The organism is Streptomyces sp. NPDC093149, from assembly GCF_044754145.1.
In the GTDB taxonomy this organism is placed as follows: Bacteria; Actinomycetota; Actinomycetes; order Streptomycetales; family Streptomycetaceae; genus Streptomyces.
Window position 1 is genome coordinate 123537 of sequence record NZ_JBIVON010000012.1, and the last position, 18904, is coordinate 142440.

Annotated in this window: 13 protein-coding genes and 1 pseudogene; 5 read left to right on the forward strand and 9 right to left on the reverse strand. The window is 71.0% G+C overall.

From position 1 onward, the window contains the following. Window positions 1-78: 78 nt before the first annotated feature. Complete coding sequence (locus ACIQCZ_RS30730) at window positions 79-2208, reverse strand: sensor histidine kinase (protein WP_402286948.1); 2130 nt, start codon at window positions 2206-2208, stop codon at window positions 79-81. Window positions 2209-2221: 13 nt separating this feature from the next. Further along, a complete protein-coding gene (locus tag ACIQCZ_RS30735) occupies window positions 2222-2947 on the reverse strand; it encodes a response regulator transcription factor (RefSeq protein WP_402286950.1) in 726 nt (241 codons plus the stop codon). A gap of 358 nt (window positions 2948-3305) precedes the next feature. Here ACIQCZ_RS30735 and ACIQCZ_RS30740 point away from each other — a divergent pair, with 358 nt between their 5' ends. Continuing rightward, window positions 3306-4124 carry a maleylpyruvate isomerase family mycothiol-dependent enzyme gene (locus tag ACIQCZ_RS30740; protein WP_402286953.1) on the forward strand — a complete coding sequence of 273 codons (819 nt, stop codon included), beginning with the start codon at window positions 3306-3308 and terminating at the stop codon, window positions 4122-4124. Between the two features lie 88 nt (window positions 4125-4212). Here the strand turns inward: ACIQCZ_RS30740 and ACIQCZ_RS30745 are convergent, their stop codons facing one another. The 4 genes from ACIQCZ_RS30745 to ACIQCZ_RS30760 all read right to left on the reverse strand — a co-directional run bounded on the left by ACIQCZ_RS30745 (window position 4213) and on the right by ACIQCZ_RS30760 (window position 6440). Beyond that, a complete protein-coding gene (locus ACIQCZ_RS30745) occupies window positions 4213-5085 on the reverse strand; it encodes a DUF4184 family protein (protein WP_402286956.1) in 873 nt (290 codons plus the stop codon). Between the two features lie 118 nt (window positions 5086-5203). Further along, complete coding sequence (locus tag ACIQCZ_RS30750) at window positions 5204-5518, reverse strand: hypothetical protein (protein ID WP_402286959.1); 315 nt, start codon at window positions 5516-5518, stop codon at window positions 5204-5206. Further along, window positions 5515-6090, reverse strand: coding sequence for a hypothetical protein (locus tag ACIQCZ_RS30755; RefSeq protein WP_402286962.1), 576 nt, complete (start codon window positions 6088-6090; stop codon window positions 5515-5517). The genes ACIQCZ_RS30750 and ACIQCZ_RS30755 overlap by 4 nt, the downstream gene beginning before the upstream one ends. Before the next feature lie 8 nt (window positions 6091-6098). Next, a complete protein-coding gene (locus tag ACIQCZ_RS30760) occupies window positions 6099-6440 on the reverse strand; it encodes a PadR family transcriptional regulator (RefSeq protein ID WP_402286964.1) in 342 nt (113 codons plus the stop codon). Window positions 6441-6851: 411 nt separating this feature from the next. Here ACIQCZ_RS30760 and ACIQCZ_RS30765 point away from each other — a divergent pair, with 411 nt between their 5' ends. Beyond that, a complete protein-coding gene (locus ACIQCZ_RS30765; RefSeq protein WP_402286967.1) occupies window positions 6852-8990 on the forward strand; it encodes a tetratricopeptide repeat protein in 2139 nt (712 codons plus the stop codon). A 43-nt stretch (window positions 8991-9033) separates the two neighbouring features. Here ACIQCZ_RS30765 and ACIQCZ_RS30770 read toward each other — a convergent pair whose 3' ends face one another. Continuing rightward, entirely contained in the window at window positions 9034-10557 is a 1524-nt protein-coding gene (locus tag ACIQCZ_RS30770; protein WP_402286970.1) for a hypothetical protein, read from the reverse strand. 822 nt (window positions 10558-11379) lie between these two features. Between ACIQCZ_RS30770 and ACIQCZ_RS30775 the strand changes: the two genes are divergently transcribed. Beyond that, complete coding sequence (locus ACIQCZ_RS30775) at window positions 11380-13029, forward strand: hypothetical protein (protein ID WP_402286973.1); 1650 nt, start codon at window positions 11380-11382, stop codon at window positions 13027-13029. Window positions 13030-13111: 82 nt separating this feature from the next. Here the strand turns inward: ACIQCZ_RS30775 and ACIQCZ_RS30780 are convergent. Further along, window positions 13112-13372, reverse strand: a pseudogene (locus ACIQCZ_RS30780) (hypothetical protein); the annotation flags it as partial. Between the two features lie 85 nt (window positions 13373-13457). Between ACIQCZ_RS30780 and ACIQCZ_RS30785 the strand changes: the two are divergent. Further along, entirely contained in the window at window positions 13458-14753 is a 1296-nt protein-coding gene (locus ACIQCZ_RS30785) for an esterase/lipase family protein (RefSeq protein ID WP_402286976.1), read from the forward strand. A 24-nt stretch (window positions 14754-14777) separates the two neighbouring features. Then, window positions 14778-15839, forward strand: a complete 1062-nt coding sequence (locus ACIQCZ_RS30790; RefSeq protein WP_402286979.1) for an alpha/beta fold hydrolase — start codon at window positions 14778-14780, stop codon at window positions 15837-15839. 91 nt (window positions 15840-15930) lie between these two features. Here the strand turns inward: ACIQCZ_RS30790 and ACIQCZ_RS30795 are convergent, their stop codons facing one another. Further along, window positions 15931-18660 carry a TIM-barrel domain-containing protein gene (locus ACIQCZ_RS30795; RefSeq protein WP_402286982.1) on the reverse strand — a complete coding sequence of 910 codons (2730 nt, stop codon included), beginning with the start codon at window positions 18658-18660 and terminating at the stop codon, window positions 15931-15933. Between the last annotated feature and the right edge of the window lie 244 nt (window positions 18661-18904).

Here is an 18904-nt window from a genome sequence, read left to right on the forward strand (position 1 = left end):
GGTCATCGGTTCGCACCGGGCGCGAGGCATGCCGACAGGCTGGCGTGAAGTTATGAAGAAGCTGTCAGAACGCTGTGGTCATCGCATCAGGTCCGGCCCCGGCCCGCGCTCCGCGGTGCCCCTCGACACGGTTGCCGAGCCGAACTCTTCCGGCCCCGTACGCACGGGACTCATCGGCAGCCGCAGTGTGAACACCGAGCCCCGGCCCTCGACGCTCGCCGCGCTCACCGAGCCGCCATGCGCCTCGACCAGTTTCCGTACGATCGCCAGGCCCAGCCCGCTGCCACCGGTGCGGCGGCTGCGGGACTTCTCGGCACGCCAGAAGCGGTCGAACACATGGGGCAGATCATCGGCCGAGATGCCGCTGCCCGTGTCGGTGACGTCCACGATCACGTCGCCGGTCATCGCGTCGCTCACCGCACCGTCCGCCGCTACGACTCCGCCTGCTACGACTCCGCCCGCTGCGACTTCACGCGCCGTCACCTCGCCCGTCGCGGATCCGGCGACGTAGGCGTGCAACGTGACATTTCCACCCGCCGGGGTGTGACGTATCGCGTTGGAGACCAGATTGCCGATGGCCTGGCGCAGCCGGACCGGGTCGGCCGTCAGCTCGGCAGTGGGCGCGCCGGCCTCCGGCGTGAGGACCGTCAGCGTGACCCCCGCGGTCTCGGCCCGCGCCTGGTGGGCCGCGGCGACCTGGCCCAGCACCTCCTCGGCACGCACCGGCTCGGGATGCAGTCGCAACGCACCCGCGTCGGCCGCGGCCAGATCCTGGAGGTCGTCGATGATGTGCTGCAACTGCACGGCCTCCGTGTGCAGCGACGAGATGAACGCCGGGTCGGGTTCCGCCAGTCCGTCCTGCGCCGCCTCCAGCCAGCCGCGGATGTTGCTCAGCGGGGTGCGCAGTTCATGGGCGACATCGCTGACCATGTCCTTGCGCTGCCCTTCGAGACGGGCACGGTGGGCGGCCATGTCGTTGAAGGCCGCGGCGAGCCGCCCGATCTCGCTGTCGTCGGTGACCCGCACGGGCGCGGAGTCGTCCCCGTCCCGCATCCGCTGTGCCGCACCGGTGAGGGCGTGCAGCGGCCGCACCAGCCGGGCCCCGGCCAGCACCGTGGCCCCGACCGTGAGCGCCAGGACGAGCGCCGCGGCACCCGCGATCTTCGCGGTGTTCGCCGGGGAGAGATCGAAGCCGGGCACGGTCGTACTGCTCTCGTCGCCGATGAACAGCAGCGCGGGCGAGGCGACATAGGAACTGAGCTGTTCGCGACGGGCCGTGCCCACGCAGGAGGCGGTGGCCCGGTCGTCGTCGCCGGTCCGGACGCTCGGTACGGGGGTGACCACCCGGGCATTCCCAGGTGCGGCCGGCGCCGGTTCGGAGTGCGTACCCGTACCCCAGGACAGGTCCAGATTGAGCTGCACGCCCGCGCGGCCCTGTCGTTTCAGGCAGGCGTTGGCCAGTTGGTTGAGTGCCTTCAGCGCCTTGCGCTCGGTCGCGGTCGGTAGGGCCAGGTCGTCGCCCGCGCACCGGGTGCCGTCCATCCGGTCGGGATCGTTGCCGACGACTTCGATGCGTGGGCGACCGCTCGGTCCCTCGACCGCGTCCGCCGCCACCCCGGACCGGCTCAGACACGCCACACTCTGCTGGGCGGCACGCCGCAACGCCTTGCGTTCGGCCGCGGGCAGCCGGAACGGACCGACCGCGCGCGGGTCGACACGGTCGGCCGTCGCACCCGTGCGGCCCACCGTCTGGGACAGGGCCGTGTCCATGGACAGCGGATCGACGATCGCCGACGCCTGCGGCGGCAGCGCGGGTGCGGGCGGGGACGGCCGGTCAGCGGAATCGGCGAGGGGCCGCCGCTGCTCGGTGGTGAGGGCGATCCGACGGCCGGACCGCCGCGCCAGATCGCGCACGGTGCTGTCGACGCCGTCCCAGGTGGGATGGGTTGCCGCGTATCCGAGCAGTGTGTTGTAGATCCGGGCGTCGGCGGTGAGATTCTGCCCCTGCTCCTGCTTGATGGCGCCGGAGGTGGTCTGCACGGCGAGCCAGGCGGTCGCGGCCACCGAACATGCCGCCACCAGCGCCGACACCGCGAGCAGACGGCCGAACAGGCTCCTGCGGAGCGGCAGTCGGGCCCGCTCCCGACGACCGGTCCGGTGCTCACCGCCAAGCCGTGCCCGCCGTTCACGGCGAGGGGACACGTCCACCCCGTGCACTCCGCTACGACGACGCACGCGCGGCGTTCCTCGCCGGGTCCGTCAGTTTGTAGCCCACACCGAAGACAGTGAGGAGCAGGGCGGGCCGACGCGGCGCGGGCTCGATCTTCTTCCGCAGGTTCATGATGTGTACGTCGACGGTGCGGAAACTGACATACCGGTCGAAGCCGTGCAGCTCCTCCAGCAGCCGCTGCCGCGTGAAGACCCGCTCCGGCTCGGCCGCCATGGCGGCGAGAATGCGGAACTCACCGGGGGTGCACTCCACGGACCGGCCGCCGACCGCCACCTCGTGCCGTACCGGGTCGACCGTCAACGCGCCGACCCTCAGCGCCTGGTCCTCGGCAGGTTCGGCGGTCGCGACCCGCCGGGTGCGGCGCAGCAGCGTCCGGACACGCGCCATCAACTCGCGCGGACTGTACGGCTTCGTCATGTAGTCGTCCGCGCCCAGATCCAGACCGAGCAGCAGATCGTCCTCGGTGCTGCGGGCCGTCAGCATCAGCACCGGTACCTCCCGCCGCTCGGCACGCAGCACCCGTATCACGTCCAGCCCGTCGGCCCGCGGCATCATCACATCGAGCACCAGCAGATCGGGCTCCCGGTGCCGGACCTCGGCGAGAACCGCGAGGCCGTCCCCGACGACCGTGACCGTGTGACCCTCGTGTTCGAGGTAACGGCGTACGAGTTCGGCCTGTTTCTCGTCGTCTTCGGCGACTATGACGTTTGCGCACACGCGGACGATCGTAGAGGAGGCCGCGCGCGCCACTCGTGGCGCCGGACCGCCGGGTTCACCGTGGAACGGACCACCGGCCCATGGGCTGGAGCCGCGGACACCGGATCGGAGAGGGAACACGGGTGAGCGACGACTGCCTCGCCGAGGACGAGGGGCGCCGTCGTCCGGGGCGCGTCCGGTTCCGGGTCCGCCGCCGTCCGGGCTGTGGAGACGCGGTGGATCCCGGTGGCCCCGATCTTGCCGTGGGCCCCGCCGACTGGTCTTGTGTACCGCGGGCGCCGTGGGGTGTCCGTGACAACGAGGTCCACCGGTGGCCGGCGCGCAGACGCGGTCCCGGCGGGGGAGAAGTGGTGAGTCGGTGACCGGACACGATGCACGGGGCACGCTGCCCGAGGGGCTCGGCGAGGCGATACGCGGCACCGCCGAGGACATCGCCGCACTGCTGCGCGGGGTTGCCGACACGAGCGTTCCCGTGCCCCGTTCGGAGTGGACCGTCGGGCAGGCGGCGGCACATCTGGCGCAGGCCAACGAGCTGATGGCGGACATCGCGGCCGGGCAGGAGCGCAGCTACGGCGACGGAACGCCGCAGAGTCTGGCCGCGGCCAACGAGCGCGCGCTCGCCGCCTTCGGGGAACGGGACGCAGATCCGCTGGCCGGGTTGATCGTGACGCACGCGAAGGCGTACCTCTCGGCGGTGGACCGGTGCACGACGGACGGCGACGGGAGCGTGGTCACCCCGTTGGGTCCGATGAGCCGGGCGGTGCTGGGCTCGTACCTGCTGACACACATGCTCGGTCACGGTTACGACCTGGCCCGTGCGCTGGGCCGCCCGCACATGGTCGACCGCACCCGCGTCGAGCTCTCGCTCCCCTTCCTGATCACCGCGATGCCGCGGGTGGTCGATGCCGCAGCCGCCGCCCGGCTGACCGCCCGCTACACGGTCCGTCTGCGGGGCGGCGCCCGCTTCGGCGTCACGTTCGCCGAGGGCGCGGCAACCGTCTCCCCGCAGCCGCCGACCCGCCCGGACTGCACCATCCTCACCGAGCCGGTCGCCTTCCTCCTGATGGCACTTGGCCGCAATGATCCCTGGGGAGCCATGGCCCGCGGCCATGTCCTCGCCTGGGGCCGCAAGCCCTGGCTCGCCCCGCGCTTCCCGAGGCTCTTCAAGGCGCCCTGAGAAGCTGTGTCGGAGCCGCGGGTGTCCGGGGCTCCAGGATGACAACGAGGCCCTGGGTGCAGCGGCCCGGGGCCTCGATGGTGGCGCGTCAGGCGGTGGTGCCGGCCTGCGGGACATCGTCGTGCGCGGCGCCGGCTCCGCTCCCGCGGGGGCGGGTTGCCGTGACGGCGCGCCAGGCCCACCACACGATGACGTACAGGGCCAGGGTGGCGATCAGGCCGGCGCCCGCGCCTTTCGCCGCGTCGGACAGCACCCCTTCGATCACCACGCTCAACGGCAGCCCGGTGGTCGCCGCTTCCGGGCCTGCGAGCCACCACCAGGCATGGGCAACGGCTCCGACGGCCGTGAACAGGGCCATCGAGAGAAGGACACGGCGCCGCGTGGCGCTGCTGGGTCCGGTGCGGCCCTTGCCGGCAAGGAGGCGGGTGCGCCTGCGCCGTACGTACACCGCGGTGGCGGCCAGGCCGCCGATCGTGCTCGTGTGCTGCAGTGCCCGTGCCCAGGTGAGACCGCCCGCCGGTGCGGAGTCGAGCCAGGGCGCACGGGTGACCACGAAGCCGTCGTGGTGGGTGAAGGCATCCCAGACCAGATGCGTCGCGATGCCGATCAGGGCGGAGAGCGTGATCCACCCGGCTCGCCGTATCAGCGTGCCGGCCGTCCGGGGCGGCGACGGGGCGGCGGGTACGGGCAGCAGGGACGCCAGCGGGCGACGGCCGACCCGGAACATTCCCCACAGCGTGAGGGCGTACGGCAGGGCGACGGTGACAGCGCCGGGAGCGGTGTGCGAGGTCGTGGCGTTGACGAACGGTTCGTACCAGGACTGGGCGCTGACGGGCAGTCCCGTGGTCACGACGAAGTACGGCATGTCCGGTGCGACGGCTCCGGCGACCAGCGCGGCCCGGCCGAAGGGCCGTCGCATCAACGGCAGTACGGCCGCGGGGTGGGACAGGGTGAACGGCATGAGCATCCTCTCGCACGAACCCGATAGTCCGTCGAACGGAATGCTACGTCAAACGGACTAATGAGCGGGCGATGGACGTCGATGCGCCCCGCTTGGACGTTCGGCCGTGGTGGGCCGCTCAGAGGAAGGTGCGTCCGGTTCGCCCCAGGTGACGGGCGAGAAAGGTGATCGCAGCGGTGGCCGTCGATACGGCTGCCAGACACGCGACAACGGCCGTCTCGCCCCGCGCCGTGGTGTAGGTGTGGGCGAGCAGAGGCGGGGATGCCAGGATCATTGCCCCCCACTCGCGGACGCCTCGTGATCCGCTGCGCCAGGTCAGCGCGGCACCGGTCGCGGCGAGGACGAGCAGCGGCCAGCACCCGTAGTCGGTGCTGACCCACGGCACCGCGTGCGCGTCGATGGCCGCCCGTGGCACGACCACGAGCGCGATCACGGCACCGGCCGTGCCCGCCCCGCCGCGATGCTCTCCAGGCGCCGGTCCGGCGGGCATGCGAGGACCACGACCGCCGCCAGCGCCATCGCGGCCGGGGTGACGACCGGGTCGCCGAACGCCGGCCCGCTGACCACCGCGGCCGCCGCGAAGGAGAGCAGCCCGGCCACCGTGCAGGGCACCCCCACGCGCCACCGGCCGGACAGTGCCGACGCCGCTCCCGCGCACACGATCAGCGACGAGACGAGCAACACGCCCCACGCCCCCGACAGGTCGACTCCGAGCTGCACCCCCAACGGGGTGGGTGAGGAAACAAGGCTGACGTACCAGCGCAGGAGGTGCAGGCCGCAAGCGGCGGCCGAGACGGCCAGGGCGAAGGGATACGCCGCAGCGAGAACCTGCGAGACAGGAGCGGCCGACCCCAGCCCGATCCGCATCCTCATCGCGTGCGCCGCCAGACCTGCGCCTTCTTGCAGCCGCGCGCTCAGCGGCTCGCCCGCGGTCATTTCGCGGTAGGTCGCAGTGATCTCCCCGCCGTGGGCCCGTCGGTAGGCGGCGGGATACAGCCGCAGCACGTGCTCGATCATGTGGCGGCCGCGGACGGCCGCGTGACGGACAGCCGGCGGGTGGCCTCCCTTGCCGTCGCGGCCAGGCGCTCGGCCTCCGCCGTCAGTCGCTCCCGCCCCGACGAGGACAAGGTGAAGACCCGCCGGGCCCGGCCATCGACGACCTCCTCGCGTTCGACGTCGATCAGGCCGTCGGCCAGCAGGCGGTCCAGGGCTCCGTAGAGGGCGCCCGTGCGCAGCACGACACGGCCGCCGGTCATCGCCTTGACCTCCTGTGCGATGGCATAGCCGTGCCGGGGTGCGTCCGCGAGGGCTGTCAACACCATCACGGTGGGCTCTTGCATCACGCGCTCACTCACCCCACGAAGATAGTCACTCCGCCGGACCATCTCAATGCGGTCGGCCATGTCATGGGCACCCGGGCCCCCGGCCGAGAGGTTCGACGGATGTGCCCGCCGCACGGGGCGCCGCCCACTTGCGCTTCGCGCGGTGCTGCACGGGCAGGGGCGGGACTCCTCGGCTGCCGAGGGCCGTGGTCACGGACGACGGCACCGGGCCGCGGCTGTGCCGGGGGAGCGGTGGTCCGCTGATGCCGTCGGCGAGGGCGACGGCCGGTGCCGGCGTGGATTCCCGTGTCGGATCGAGACGGTCATCCTCCCCGTGTTCAGGGGATATTGACCTGTCGGACGCTAACGTTGATCCGCACGGTGGCAGCGGCGGTGCCGGGGAGGGCGCACCGCGCGGAACACCGGGAACGAGGAGTGCGCGACATGCTGGATCCCACTTCGGTGGCGGCCATTTCGGCGGTACTCGGCGCGGTTGGTTCAGGAATGGCCAACGAGGCCGGCAAGTGGGCCTGGGAATCGACCGGCGGTGTCGTGCGGCGCATCATCGGCCGGGAGGTCCCCGCGCCCGTCGGTCCGGGTGAACAGGACGCCGTGGCCCGCATGATCCACGAACGGCTCCGTGCCGACCCCCAACTGGCGCAATCCTGGCGTGCCTTCGCGGCACGATTGCCAGGCGGACCGGTTCCGGCCCGAGCCGCGCAGTCACACCTCCCCGCCTCCATCAGGTTCTTCACGGATCGCAGGGAGGCGATGAGGCGGCTGCGGCGCGAGGCATCCCGGCGCCCGGACGGGCGGCCCCGGCTGGCACTGGTGCACGGCCCTGACGGCATGGGTTCCAGCAGCCTCGCCGTGCACTTCGGATCCACGCCGACCCGTCTCTTCCCCGACGGCCGGATCTACGCCGACCTCGGCGGTCGGGGCGCCGGGAGCGCACGCGACGCCGGAACCTCGCTCCGGGCCCTGCTCCGCCAACTCGGAGTGCGGGACGAGGAGATGCCGCCCGCCACCGACCGCCTCGTCGAGTTCTTCCGGCAGTGCGTGTCGGACCGTCGGCTCCTGGTCGTGCTCGACCACGCGCATTCGGCAGCCCAGGTGAGGCCGTTCCTCACGTCGGCGCCGGGGGTGTTCACCATCGTCGTCGCCCGGACCCCGTTCCCCGGTCTCGACGCCGTACGGGTCCCGGTCGGGCCGCTCGCGGACCGGGACGCGGTGCGTCTGCTCACCGACATCACCGACAAATCAACCGTTGCCGCGGCCCGTGCCGCGCTGCCGTCGCTGCTCGCACGCTGTGGCGGATCGCCGTATGCCCTGCGCGCAGCGGCGGACCGGCTGTCCGCCCCGACGCCCGCGCTCCACCGGACCGGGGCGGAGAACGACCCGGTACGCGGGGCGGCGGAGGACAACTACCGGCTCCTGGAGCCGGAAACCGCCAGGCTGTACCGGCTGATGGCGCTGCGCGGCTGGCCCGCCTTCGACGCCGCGACGGCCGGGCGGACCACGGGCCAGGACCCGTCGGTCGTCGCCGGGCTCCTCGCGGACCTCGCCGACCTGATGCTCCTGGAACGCGGCGGTGACGGGACCGGCGACGGGCGCTACCACTACCGCCCCGCCGTCCGCGCACACGCCGAGACGACAGCGATCCGGGAGGACGGAATCGCGGCCTGCTCCGCGGCTCTCGCCCGCACCCTGCTCGCCTACGCGGACCTGGCGACTTCGGCGGCGCATCAGGCGCTCCCGGAGAGCTGGCGCGTCCCGGCACCCGCCGACGACCGCACCGGACAGAGCTACGAGGGCCGGGGCGCGGCCCTGGAGGCGCTGCTCGCGGAGTCCGGCAACCTCGTCGAGGCCGTTCGCTGCGCCGAGGAGTCGGGCGACCCCGACATCGCCCTGCGCCTGTGCCGTTCCCTGTGGCCGTTGCAGCTCAAGGCGGGGCACCACGAGATGCTGGTGCCGGCGCTCCGCATCGGGGTCCGTCTCGCCGACGCTCATCGTCCGGGAAGCAGCGACGCCGGAGCGCTCCACGCCCAATTGGCGCACTCCTTGACGGAGTTGGGGAACTGGGAAGAAGCGGATGCGGAGTCCCTCGCGGCGGCGCGGGCCGAGGAGTCGGCGGGCCACACACGAGGCCACGCCTCGGCCGTGGAGTTCCTGGGTCTGCTCAGGCTGCGGCAGTGGCGATACCGGGAGGCTTACGAGTGCTTCGACGAAGCGGACGGCATCCTGAACACCATGGGCGCACACGAGGACGGGACCGCCGACCTGCCCCGCGCCCGGGCGCTGTTGCAACGCCATCGCGGGCGGGCCCTCCGCGGGCTGGGTGAGCTGGAGGAGGCCCGGGGGAGGCTGGGGACCGCACTGCGTCACTTCCGGGCGAGCGGCGACACGTACAACACGGCCCGCACGCTCACCGATCTGGCCGAGACCTGGCTGGACGGTGAGGACACCGAGGCGGCGCTGCCCCTGATCGACGAGGCGATCGCCACGCTCGACGGCCAGCGTGCGGACTACCACCTGTCGCACCTGCTGCGCATGCGGGAGCGCTGCCTCGCCCCACGAGGTTGAACACCGTGCCAAGGGCCTCGTGCTCGGCGCCGTTCCGGCTCCCTCACCCCACAGACTCCGGAGGGGGCAGAGGAGCGACCCGCACGTCGTGCAGGCGGCTGCCCGTCCGCACGCGGAGCCCGTCGGCCACCGCCCGTGCGAGCCGCTCGTCGGCCGCGACGGTGTCATGGCTGCCGGTGGCGAGCCACGCGTACAGGGCGGAGGCGAAGGCGGCGGGGTCCGCACCGGACACGCCTTCCGTACCGGCGGCGGGGTCCGCACCGGACACCCCTTCCGTACCGGCGGCGGGCACGGCCACCAATCGGAGCGGCTCCTCACCACGCACCCGGACCACACACTCGGACGGCCCGGTCACGTAGGCCGCCAGGGAACAGCCGTGATGGCGGCGGAGCACCTCGGCGGTCCAGACCGACGGGGACCCGAAACGTGGATCGTCGGGTGCCCCGTCCCGGAAGATGACATCGGCCAGATCCAGCTGGTCCACGTCACGGGTGTCCTCGTGCACGGCGACATGCGCTTCCCCGCCCTCGTCCGAGCGCACTCCCGGCGGCTCCGTCCAGCGGCCGAGCGCGATCCTTCCCGGCCCGAGCACCTGCGTCAGGACGTGCAGGGGGACGGTGACCGTGCCGGGCTCGTAATCGGGAAGCGGGAGCGGCTTGAGCGAGGCCGGCCGGCCGGGTTCGGGCGCGCCCATCATCGAGTAGAAGAGTCTGCGCAACCGGACTGCGGATTCGCCCGGCACGGAGGTGGTGAACACGGCAGGCCCCGCCGACGGCCGGTGGCGGCTGATGAGTTGCTCGATCTGTGCCGCCAGCGAGGCAGTGGGGTCGAGTCGCGGTGCCTCCCGCATGAACGCGGAGATCGGCGCATCGGGATCGAGGGCGTCGAGCGGCGCCGCTCCCAGGAGCACAGGGGTGCCGAGGGCGGCCGCGTAGTACGTGACGGAACCATGGTCCCCGATCACGGCATCGGCCGCCAGCAAGGCCTGCCGCCACCCCTTCAGCGGATCGATCAGCGTCAGCCCGCCGCGCCGCGCGCGATCGAGCCAGGCGCGGATCTGACCGGGCCCGTGGCCGTGCCAGACATTGGGGTGCAGTACGGCGGCGAATCGATACTCGTCCACGGGGAACTCGGCAGCCACGCGATCCAGTAGCGCAGCCACGGCATCGCTCCCGTTGCCGCCCCTGTCCGCTCCGCCGTCACCGAGAAGCGAATCGGAGTTCCAGGTCGAATTGAGCAGGACGAGCCGCTGTCCCGGTCGCACGGCCAGCGCACGGCGGAAGCGCTCGCGGTAGGGCCGCGCGGCGAGCATCCGGTCGAAGCAGGGGTCCCCCGCGAGAACGGCGGTCGGTGCCGCCTCGGGGCACGCGGCGCTCAAGCGTTCGTACTGCTCGGGGTGGGAGAGGACGAGCGCGTCCGCGACGGGATTGCCCCGCGACAGCAGCCACTCCGGCGCAAGCCCGAAGACGGGCGCGGGCGCCGCGGCCGACCCCGACCCCGACCCGGTGTCCGGTGTCCGGTGTCCGGTGTCCGGTGTCCGGTGCTGCCAGCCTCTTAGTGTATCCAACGCCGTGCGAGAGAATGGCCAACCTCCCGGAAAACGACTCCAGTTGACCGCCGAAGCTCGCGGAGACGGCGAGATCCACCGGAGTCTCGACTGCCTGTTCCCACGGCAGGACCGGCACCCCGGTGTCGGCCAGCAACTCGGCCGTGCCGGCCGCGAACGCCGAGGAGCCCGTACAGGTCACCAGCAGCTGGACACGCAGGTCGTCGTCGAACAGCGGAAGCACATCGAGCAACCGGGTCGCGGCAGTCACGTTGTGCACGACGACGAGGACCCGCAGGCACGCGGCCCGGGTGGCCCATCGCGCCGCGTCGTCCCCCACCGGCACGCGCACCCACTCCGCCCGTCCGTACCCCATCCGTCCACTCCCTGCCCGCCCGGCCCGCTCCCGGTATCACGATAGTCAACCGGTGCGACCGCCGGGCACAACGCCCGCTGCGCCCGGCCCGCCGCCGTCCGGACGCGGAGGAGCACCGCTCCATCCGCGAGTCCCTGCCCGGACTTGTCCCGCGGCCCACCTGCGATGCCACTCGCGACCAGGACACCGAGGCGTAAGTCACCTACGGCACAAGGGACTTGATCCTCGTCGAGTACGACGCACGGCTGCCGCCGGGCTTACCCTGGACAACCCCCTGGCCGACGGTGAGAACCAGGGTGTTTCGTACGGACCGAGCCCGGCACGGTCCGAACGAGAGGTCCCGGATCCGCATCCTCACCGCCCCGGCCCCGGCGCCCGCCACCCCCCGAGAACCGACCCACCGACCCTCACAGCTCAGAGCCCAGGCGGCCCGTCGAAGGCGATCGGCCGCCATGAAAGGATTGCCGATGGAGCCTCGCGGCTACCGCATGGTGATATCGACCCGGCAGGACTTCGTCACCACCTCCGCCCACGCCGAGCGCCAGCTCTACACCTGGCTCGAGAGGCAGAAGCGCTACGACGCCTCGGCGCTGGACGAGGGCCGCAACGACATCGCCCCCAACGTCACCCTGGACCGGGATTCGTCGTCCGGCCGGCACGGTGCGTACACCCGTTGGCGTATGCGCGAGACACCCTCGCCGCAGATCGGTACGTGGCAGTCCACTCTCGTCGTCCGGGACGACCCACAGGACGACGAGCGCCGCACCTGGATCCAGGTCGATGTCGAGCACCGGCCCACTGCCGCGGACCAGCAGCCCACACGTGCGAAGACCCCCGGTATCGCGCGTCTGCTTCTGGACTCGCTCGACGCCCGGGACGGCCTCGCCGAGGTGAAGGCCAAGCCCGCCTTCATCGAACCCGAGGACGTCCCCGAGGTCATCGAGGAACTCTGCGACGCGGAGCGCCGGCTGCCGATCGTCGTCGCCAGCGTTCCCTACGGCGCCGACCCCGACGTCTGGGCCGATTCGACGGTGGAGAAGGCGTACGGTCGTCTCTCCGGTCTCGCCGTGCTGTACGTCCTGTCTCCCGAGGCCCAACCCGCCTTCAACCAAGCCCTGGAGTTCCACCCGGTGTTCGGCGGTGGCATCCGCACGTACGTCCCGGGAATCGACCCCGCCTGGAAACCCGACGCACAGCGGCACCCGGTGATGTCCCGGCGGACCATTGAGGCCGATGTACGCCGAGCCGCCTCCACGCTCGCCTCGCTCCCGCAACGGCTGGCCCTGTACCAGCCGTTGCCGGGTGCCCTGGATTCGCTGCCCATCCAGCGGACGAGGCCGCGCCCGCAGGAGCACGGCACGAACGTCGAGAAGCTCACCGGCGAGAACGCGACCCTGAACGCGATGCTTGCCGAGGCCGAGGAGACGGAGAGTGCGCAGGCGCAGAAGATCAGCGAACTCAAATCGGACCTGGGCAAGGCGGACCGTACCGCGCACGAGCTTCGCGGTGAGAACGAGGAGCTGTACGAACAGTTCCGGTCCGCGCAGCGCCAGGTCCGGTTCCTCCAGGACAAGCTTGCGGAAGCCGGACAGTACGACGCCGCCTACTCCACCCCCGAGACTCTTGACCTCGACTATCCGGGGACCTTCTCCGACCTGCTCGACCGGCTCGGCGAGCTGCCGCACCTCTCCTTCACCGGCAAGGCGAAGATCACCCGTGATCTGGACAGCCAGTCCGTGGACAGCTGGCTTCGCGTGGCATGGGACGCTCTGCGCGCCCTGAACTGCTTCGCCGAGGCGTCTGCGAACGGTTCGGCCGGCGGCGACTTTCTCAGCTGGTGCAAGGGGGAGGAATCGCGTGACCACCCCTTCCCGGCGGCCAAGGTGGCGATGCGGGAGTCGGACACCGTAGCCCGCAAGGACAGACTCCGGCGCGAGCGCATGCTTCCCGTGCCCAAGGAGGTACATCCCGACAAGGTGGTCTTCATGCAGGCGCACCTGCGTATCGGCTCCGGCAACACCATCGCGCCCCGGCTGCACTTCTACGACGACGGGCCCCAGACCGGCCTGGTGTACGTCGGATACCTCGGCCCCCATCTGCGTAACACTCTGACCTGAGACCCGATGCCGACCGGCCCGGCCCGCGCTCGGACCGGGCCGGTCCCACGCATCGTCGGGCCTCCGCCGCATACCGTACGAACCGGCGCCGGCCCTCGCATCCGACCGCGAACGCCGGGCGGCTCACGTCTCCGGAGTCCCGGACATGGACGGCCTGATCGGCGACAGCGGCCTCCACGCGGCCGTCGCCCTGGCTGCCGTTGCGGCTGGACTCCCGTGTCCCGCCGCCCCGGTAACGAAGCTCAGGACCCGGCCGAGGATCCTGGTGCGTGTCCACGAAGGAGCGAGGAGGGCAGGTGCGGCAACGCGGATCTCGACACCCGAGTTCCGAGAGCCGGCACATGGCGACACGACACACCCCTGTGCCCCGTGCCTATGGCTGCCCACCCCATGGGAAGGTCCGCCGCACCGTCCTACCGTGGCGGATCTTGACCACCGAGCCCACCCCGGACGGGAGAGCCGCGATGCGCAGAGCAACGAGCACCTTGCTCGGCATGCTCCTCACACTGCTGAGCCTCGGAGCAGCCACCACACCGGCCCAGGCCGCCCCACCCGGCTACCTCAGCCTCGAAGCCACTTACACCACGGTCGCCAACGGCTGGGACCGTGTCGACCGCTACCTCGACACCACCAGCGGCTTCCATGCCGAGCAGTACCCCCAGGACGGCCGTGGCGACCAGGACGGTCAGCGACGCACCTTCTTCGGCGGCGTCAAGCAGCCCTACTCCGGCCGCTTCCTCCTCTACTCCGCCCCCGGCTGGAACAGCGGCAGTCGATCGACGCCCGTCCTCCTCGTCCACGGCGCCAACGACAACGCCGACCGGGCCTGGGCCAACCCCGGTGAAGCCGGTGGCTACGGCTGCGGTACCGTCTCCTGCCCCAGCACCGGACTCATGCAGTACCTCGCCGCCCGCGGATACCGAGTCTTCGCCGTCAACTTCGCCCACAAGCAGGGCGACAACCTGATGCAGGCCCAGCAGGTCGGCGACGCCATCGCCGTCATCAAGGACCGGCTCGGCGTCAGTCAGGTGGACCTCGTCGGCTGGAGCAAGGGGGAGATGTCCACCCGCGCCTACGTCTCCTCGCTGCGCCCGGCCTGGGGACGCCCCTACGCCGGAGACGTACGCCGCCTCATCACCCTCGGCGGCCCCAACGGCGGCTACGACTACCCCTTCGCCCACGGCTGGGCCCACGACTTCAGCATCTGGCCGCAGTGCGGCGGCAGCGTCAACGCACCCTCGCCCCACCTCTACATGACCTGCTACGGCACCTACACCGCCCACCCCGAATTCGCCTTCACCCCCACCGACGGCTACGACGTCTATCCGGGACAGCGCCAGATGCTCGCCCGCTTCGACGCCACCTACGGCATCGACATGACCCAACAGGACTGGTACACCACCTACCATGGCGGCCAGGGCTTCTACACCTCCGGCACCGGTATCCAGACCGCGATCGACGCCGGTTCCCTGATCGCCCCCCTCCACAAGGCAGGCATCCCCGGGACCGTCGCCACCTACCTTCTCGCCGGTGGCTCTCCCAGCGTCCTCGGCATCTACAACGAGAACCGGGGACCCAGCGACGGCGTGGTCTTCGTCGACAGCGCACTCGACCGTACCGGCATCGCCAATGTCGCCGGCACCGCCCTCATCTCCACCGCCAACCACCTCCAACTCGGCTGGCACTCCTCCGCCTGCGCCCAGATCGCCGCCTGGCTCGGCTGACCCCGCCCCACCGAAGGACGTACCATGACCCCGCCCGCACTCCTCCCCGGCATCCACGCCCGACGCATCACCACCCCCCGGCTCACGGTCAATCTCCTCGAACTCGGGGACCGGACCGGCGAACCCGTCCTCTTCGTCCACGGCAACGTCTCCGCCGCCACCTTCTGGCAGCAGACCATGCTCGACCTTCCCCACGCCTACCGGCCCCTCGCCGTCGACCTCCGCGGCTTCGGCGACACCGATCCCCTCCCCGTCGACGCCACCCGCGGCCTGCGGGACTACAGCGACGACCTCAGCGCGCTGCGTGACACCCTCGCGCTCGACCGCGTCCACCTCGTCGGCTGGAGCATGGGGGGCGGCATCGCCCTCCAGTACCTGCGCGATCAGCCCACTGCCGTGCGCAGCCTCACCCTCGTCAACCCCGTCTCCCCCTACGGCTTCGGCGGCACCCACGGTCCGGACGGCCGGCTCAACAACCGGGACGGCGCCGGCTCCGGCGCAGGCACCGTCAACACCGAATTCGTCCAGCGCCTCACCGAAGGCGACCGCAGCGAGGACTCGCCGCTCTCCCCCCGCTCCGTCCTCGGCTCCAGCTACGTCAAACCGCCGCTCCGCCCCGCACTTGAGGACACCTTCGTCGACGCCATGCTCTCCACCCGCACCGGAGACGACCACTACCCCGGCGACACCCGTCCCAGCGACCACTGGCCCGGCACCGCCCCCGGCTCCCGAGGTGTCCTCAACGCCATGGCCCCCACCCACTTCCGCATCGACGACCTGCACGGGATCGACCCCAAACCGCCCATCGGCTGGATCCGCGGCAGCGACGACCTGATCGTCTCCGACACCTCCCTCTTCGACCTCGCGCACCTCGGTGCCCTCGGCGCCGTCCCCGGCTGGCCCGGCGCCGAGCACTGCCCCGCCCAGCCCATGGTCGCCCAGACCCGCCACGCACTCGATCGCTACGCCGCCGCCGGCGGCCCCGTCCGCGAAACCGTCGTCCCCGACGCCGGCCACGCCGTCCACATCGACAGACCCGAGGAGTTCGCCGCCGCCCTCCTCGACACCCTCGCAGCCGGTCGGTGAAGCCGCCGGCAACGGAGCCGGCCCGAACGACGGACGTGGGGACCGTTCGCAGACGGTCCCCACTCCCGCACTCGTCGTCCTGTGCCCGGTGCTATCGGCGGCGCAGAGCGAGGGTGAACCCGCGATCGGTGGACACGGGCGATGTCCTGATCTCCGTGATTCCGGTTGCCGGGTCCGTGTACCAACCGGACGTGGCCGATGCCAGGGCGTCCGAGGAGGCCACGCGGCGCAGACGGTCACCGCCCATGACCACCTGCGTCGGTGTGTCCTTGCCATGAACCGTGAAGCGGTACGAGCGGGCTGACGGCTTGCCCTCGTAACTGCCCACGCTCGCACCGACCTTGATGGTGGTGTCGCCGGAGTCGCCGTGAAGGGGTGCCCGCACCCGCACCTGCTGGGTGGCCGAGGCGCCCTCGGCGAACTTTCTCGTCACACCGTCGTCCTCGTAGAGCGTGTACTCCGTGGTGCCCTGCGGGTAGATGTCGTAGTCGAGCCGGTTCCTGTCCCGCGACTGCCAGGACAGGGTGCCCTTGGGCCACATCGGTACGATCGACCCGCCCTTGACGAACAGCGGCAGGGTGTCGAGCGGTGCCTTGTAGCCGTTGACCGTGGTCGGGCCCTGGTACGTCCTGCCTGTCCAGTAATCGGTCCAGGTGCCCTTCGGCAGGTAGATGCCGTCACGCACGTCCGTGTCGCTGTACACCGGTGCGACCAGGAAGTCCGGTCCGGCCAGGAACTCGTACTTCGCGTTCGGGCCCAGTGCCGCCGGGTCGTCGGGGTACTCCAGCGAGAGCGGCCGGACCGCGCCGACACCGGTCCTCGTGGCGTCCTTCGACAGCGTGTACATGTACGGCAGCAGCCGCTCCTTCAGCTGCAGGTACTTGCGGTTGATGGAGGTGTACGGCTCGCCGTCCAGCCACGGCTGCTGGTCGTGCGGCTTCTTGGTGGTGAGGTCGCTCGCCCAGCCGTCCATGGTCATGATGGCCGGGAGGAACGCCTTCCACTGCAGGTCACGGGTGTACATCTTGGCGTCGTGCCGGTAGATGCTGCCGACGTCACCCGTGTTGTACGCGATGCCGGACAGGGTCGCACCGGCGTAAGTCGGAATCTGCCAGCGGATGTAGTCCCAGGACAGACTCTGGTCACCGCTCCACAGCACACCGCAGCGCTGCGCTCCGGCCCAGGAGACGGGCAGCCACACGAAGCCGCGGGCGTCGCTGTTGTCCTCGATTCCGGCCTTGGCCCGGTCACAGGCGTCCAGCGCGAAGCCGTAGCCACCACCGACCCAGGCCACGTCCAGCTTGCGGACGCGTACGCCGGCCTTGGCCTCCTCGGCCTGGTCCGGCAGACCGTTCTGTGTCCAGAGACCGAGCTGGGCGTGGTTCTTGTTGAGACCCGCGCCCGTCTCGACAAGCTTCTCGTAACCGCAGCCGTAGCCGTCGTTGACGAGCATCCAGCCGAGCGGCATCTGGTTCTGCACATAGCCGTCGGAGACCTTCAGCGCGTCCAGGGTGTGGCGCTCGCCCCGGTTGGCGTTGTGGAGGTAGCAGTCGGCGGATCCGGGCTCCAGCCCGTACACCGGCGGCATGAACGGCTTGCCCACCAGGGAGGTGTACTTGCCGATGACCGTCTTGGTGTCACCGGTGAAGTAGTAGGCGTCCAGCCGTCGTTCCTGCAGTCCGGTCCGTACGGGTGAGCCGAAGTCATAGGTGCCGGGGGTCATGGTGTTGCGGAAGACGCCGTATCCGGCGGTGGAGATGTAGAACGGCTGGGAGTTGTTGTAACCGCCCTCGTTCCAGTTGGTGTTGTTGCCGACGTGTCTGACCTGATCACGGTGCGAGAAGCTGCCGTTCTGCTCACCGCCGCCGAAGAACTGCTCGGTGGCACGGCGCTCCAGACTCTGCCGCATGCCGCCGCCGGTCCAGCGCAGTGGATCGGCCTCCTGCCAGATGGCCGTGCGGTTGTCGGCCTTGTAGAGGCCGAAGCGCAGCGGACTCTTGTAGACGCGCATCACCACGTTCCCGGAGCGGATGCCGTAATAGGTGCCCGCGTCGAAGGACTTGGTGTGCCGTTGGGCCGTGGGCCGCTGCCGGATCATGTGGCTGTCCTCGGGGTCGGCGAGGACGCCGTCCGGGGATGCCTGCAGCCGCAGCGTGCTGTCGGTGAAGAACTCGGCGCGGGCCTTGAGAGCGCCCGCCTCGATCTCGTACCTGCCGTCCGAGCCGCTGAAGCCGGTGAGATCTCCGGCGTCGGTGGCCTCGGGGAGGTACGCCTTTCCGCTGAAGGAATTGTTGTGCACGTCGTAGGGGACGACGACCACGTGATACGTACCGGAGGCCTTCGGGATCACCGTGGACTCGGGGTCGGCCGTGCCCGCGCTGGACGCCACCTGTTTGCCGGCCGAGTCATAGATGTACAGGTCGAAGTCGTCCGTGGGCGTCTCCCATTGGATGGAGACGGGGACACCGCCCTCGGGGTTGTCGTCCCACTGCCCCGCGGGCGGGTTCACGGTCAGGTCGAAGCGGGCGCAGACGGCATTGTCCGGGTCGTCGTCGGGTGCACCGCACTTGGTGGGCGAGTCGACGGTCCCCTTGGCGTAGACCGGGCTCTGCCATGTCACATTCTTCGTGGTGCTGTCGAGGGTGCCGGACGGCGTGGCCGCGGCCTGAGCGTCCGGGGCGGGCACGGTCAACGCGGTGAGCGCGAGGACGATCACCGAGAGCGTGCCGACCGCCGCCTGGCCGGGACGGTTCTGAAGGATCCGCAAGGAGTGTTCTCCGTTCGTACCGAACAGTGAAATAGGTGATGCCTGCGCAGACATGCTTGGAACGCTGGAGATTCGCGCATCAGAATTCACCTTCGGCTGGTACATGTCAACGCTTCACGACTGGCTCGGCGGCCTCACCCCGCACGCCTTCGGCCCGGCCGCCGTGCGTAGTGGACGTCGTGCTGTCGTCCGGACCGTGGCCTGCCCGCTTGCTCCGTCCAGCCGGTGGCCTGCCCGCTTGCTCCATCCGGATCGTGGTCCGCTCGCTTGCTCCGTCCGGCCCGGCGGCCGTTTCTCC

Bases quoted from the DNA above. Each gene is read 5' to 3' on its own strand.
- ACIQCZ_RS30745 (WP_402286956.1), bottom strand. From the start codon at position 5,085: ATGCCGTTCACCCTGTCCCACCCCGCGGCCGTACTGCCGTTGATGCGA.
- ACIQCZ_RS30765 (WP_402286967.1), top strand. From the start codon at position 6,852: ATGCTGGATCCCACTTCGGTGGCGGCCATTTCGGCGGTACTCGGCGCG.
- ACIQCZ_RS30775 (WP_402286973.1), top strand. From the start codon at position 11,380: ATGGAGCCTCGCGGCTACCGCATGGTGATATCGACCCGGCAGGACTTC.
- ACIQCZ_RS30790 (WP_402286979.1), top strand. From the start codon at position 14,778: ATGACCCCGCCCGCACTCCTCCCCGGCATCCACGCCCGACGCATCACC.
- ACIQCZ_RS30795 (WP_402286982.1), bottom strand. From the start codon at position 18,660: ATGTCTGCGCAGGCATCACCTATTTCACTGTTCGGTACGAACGGAGAA.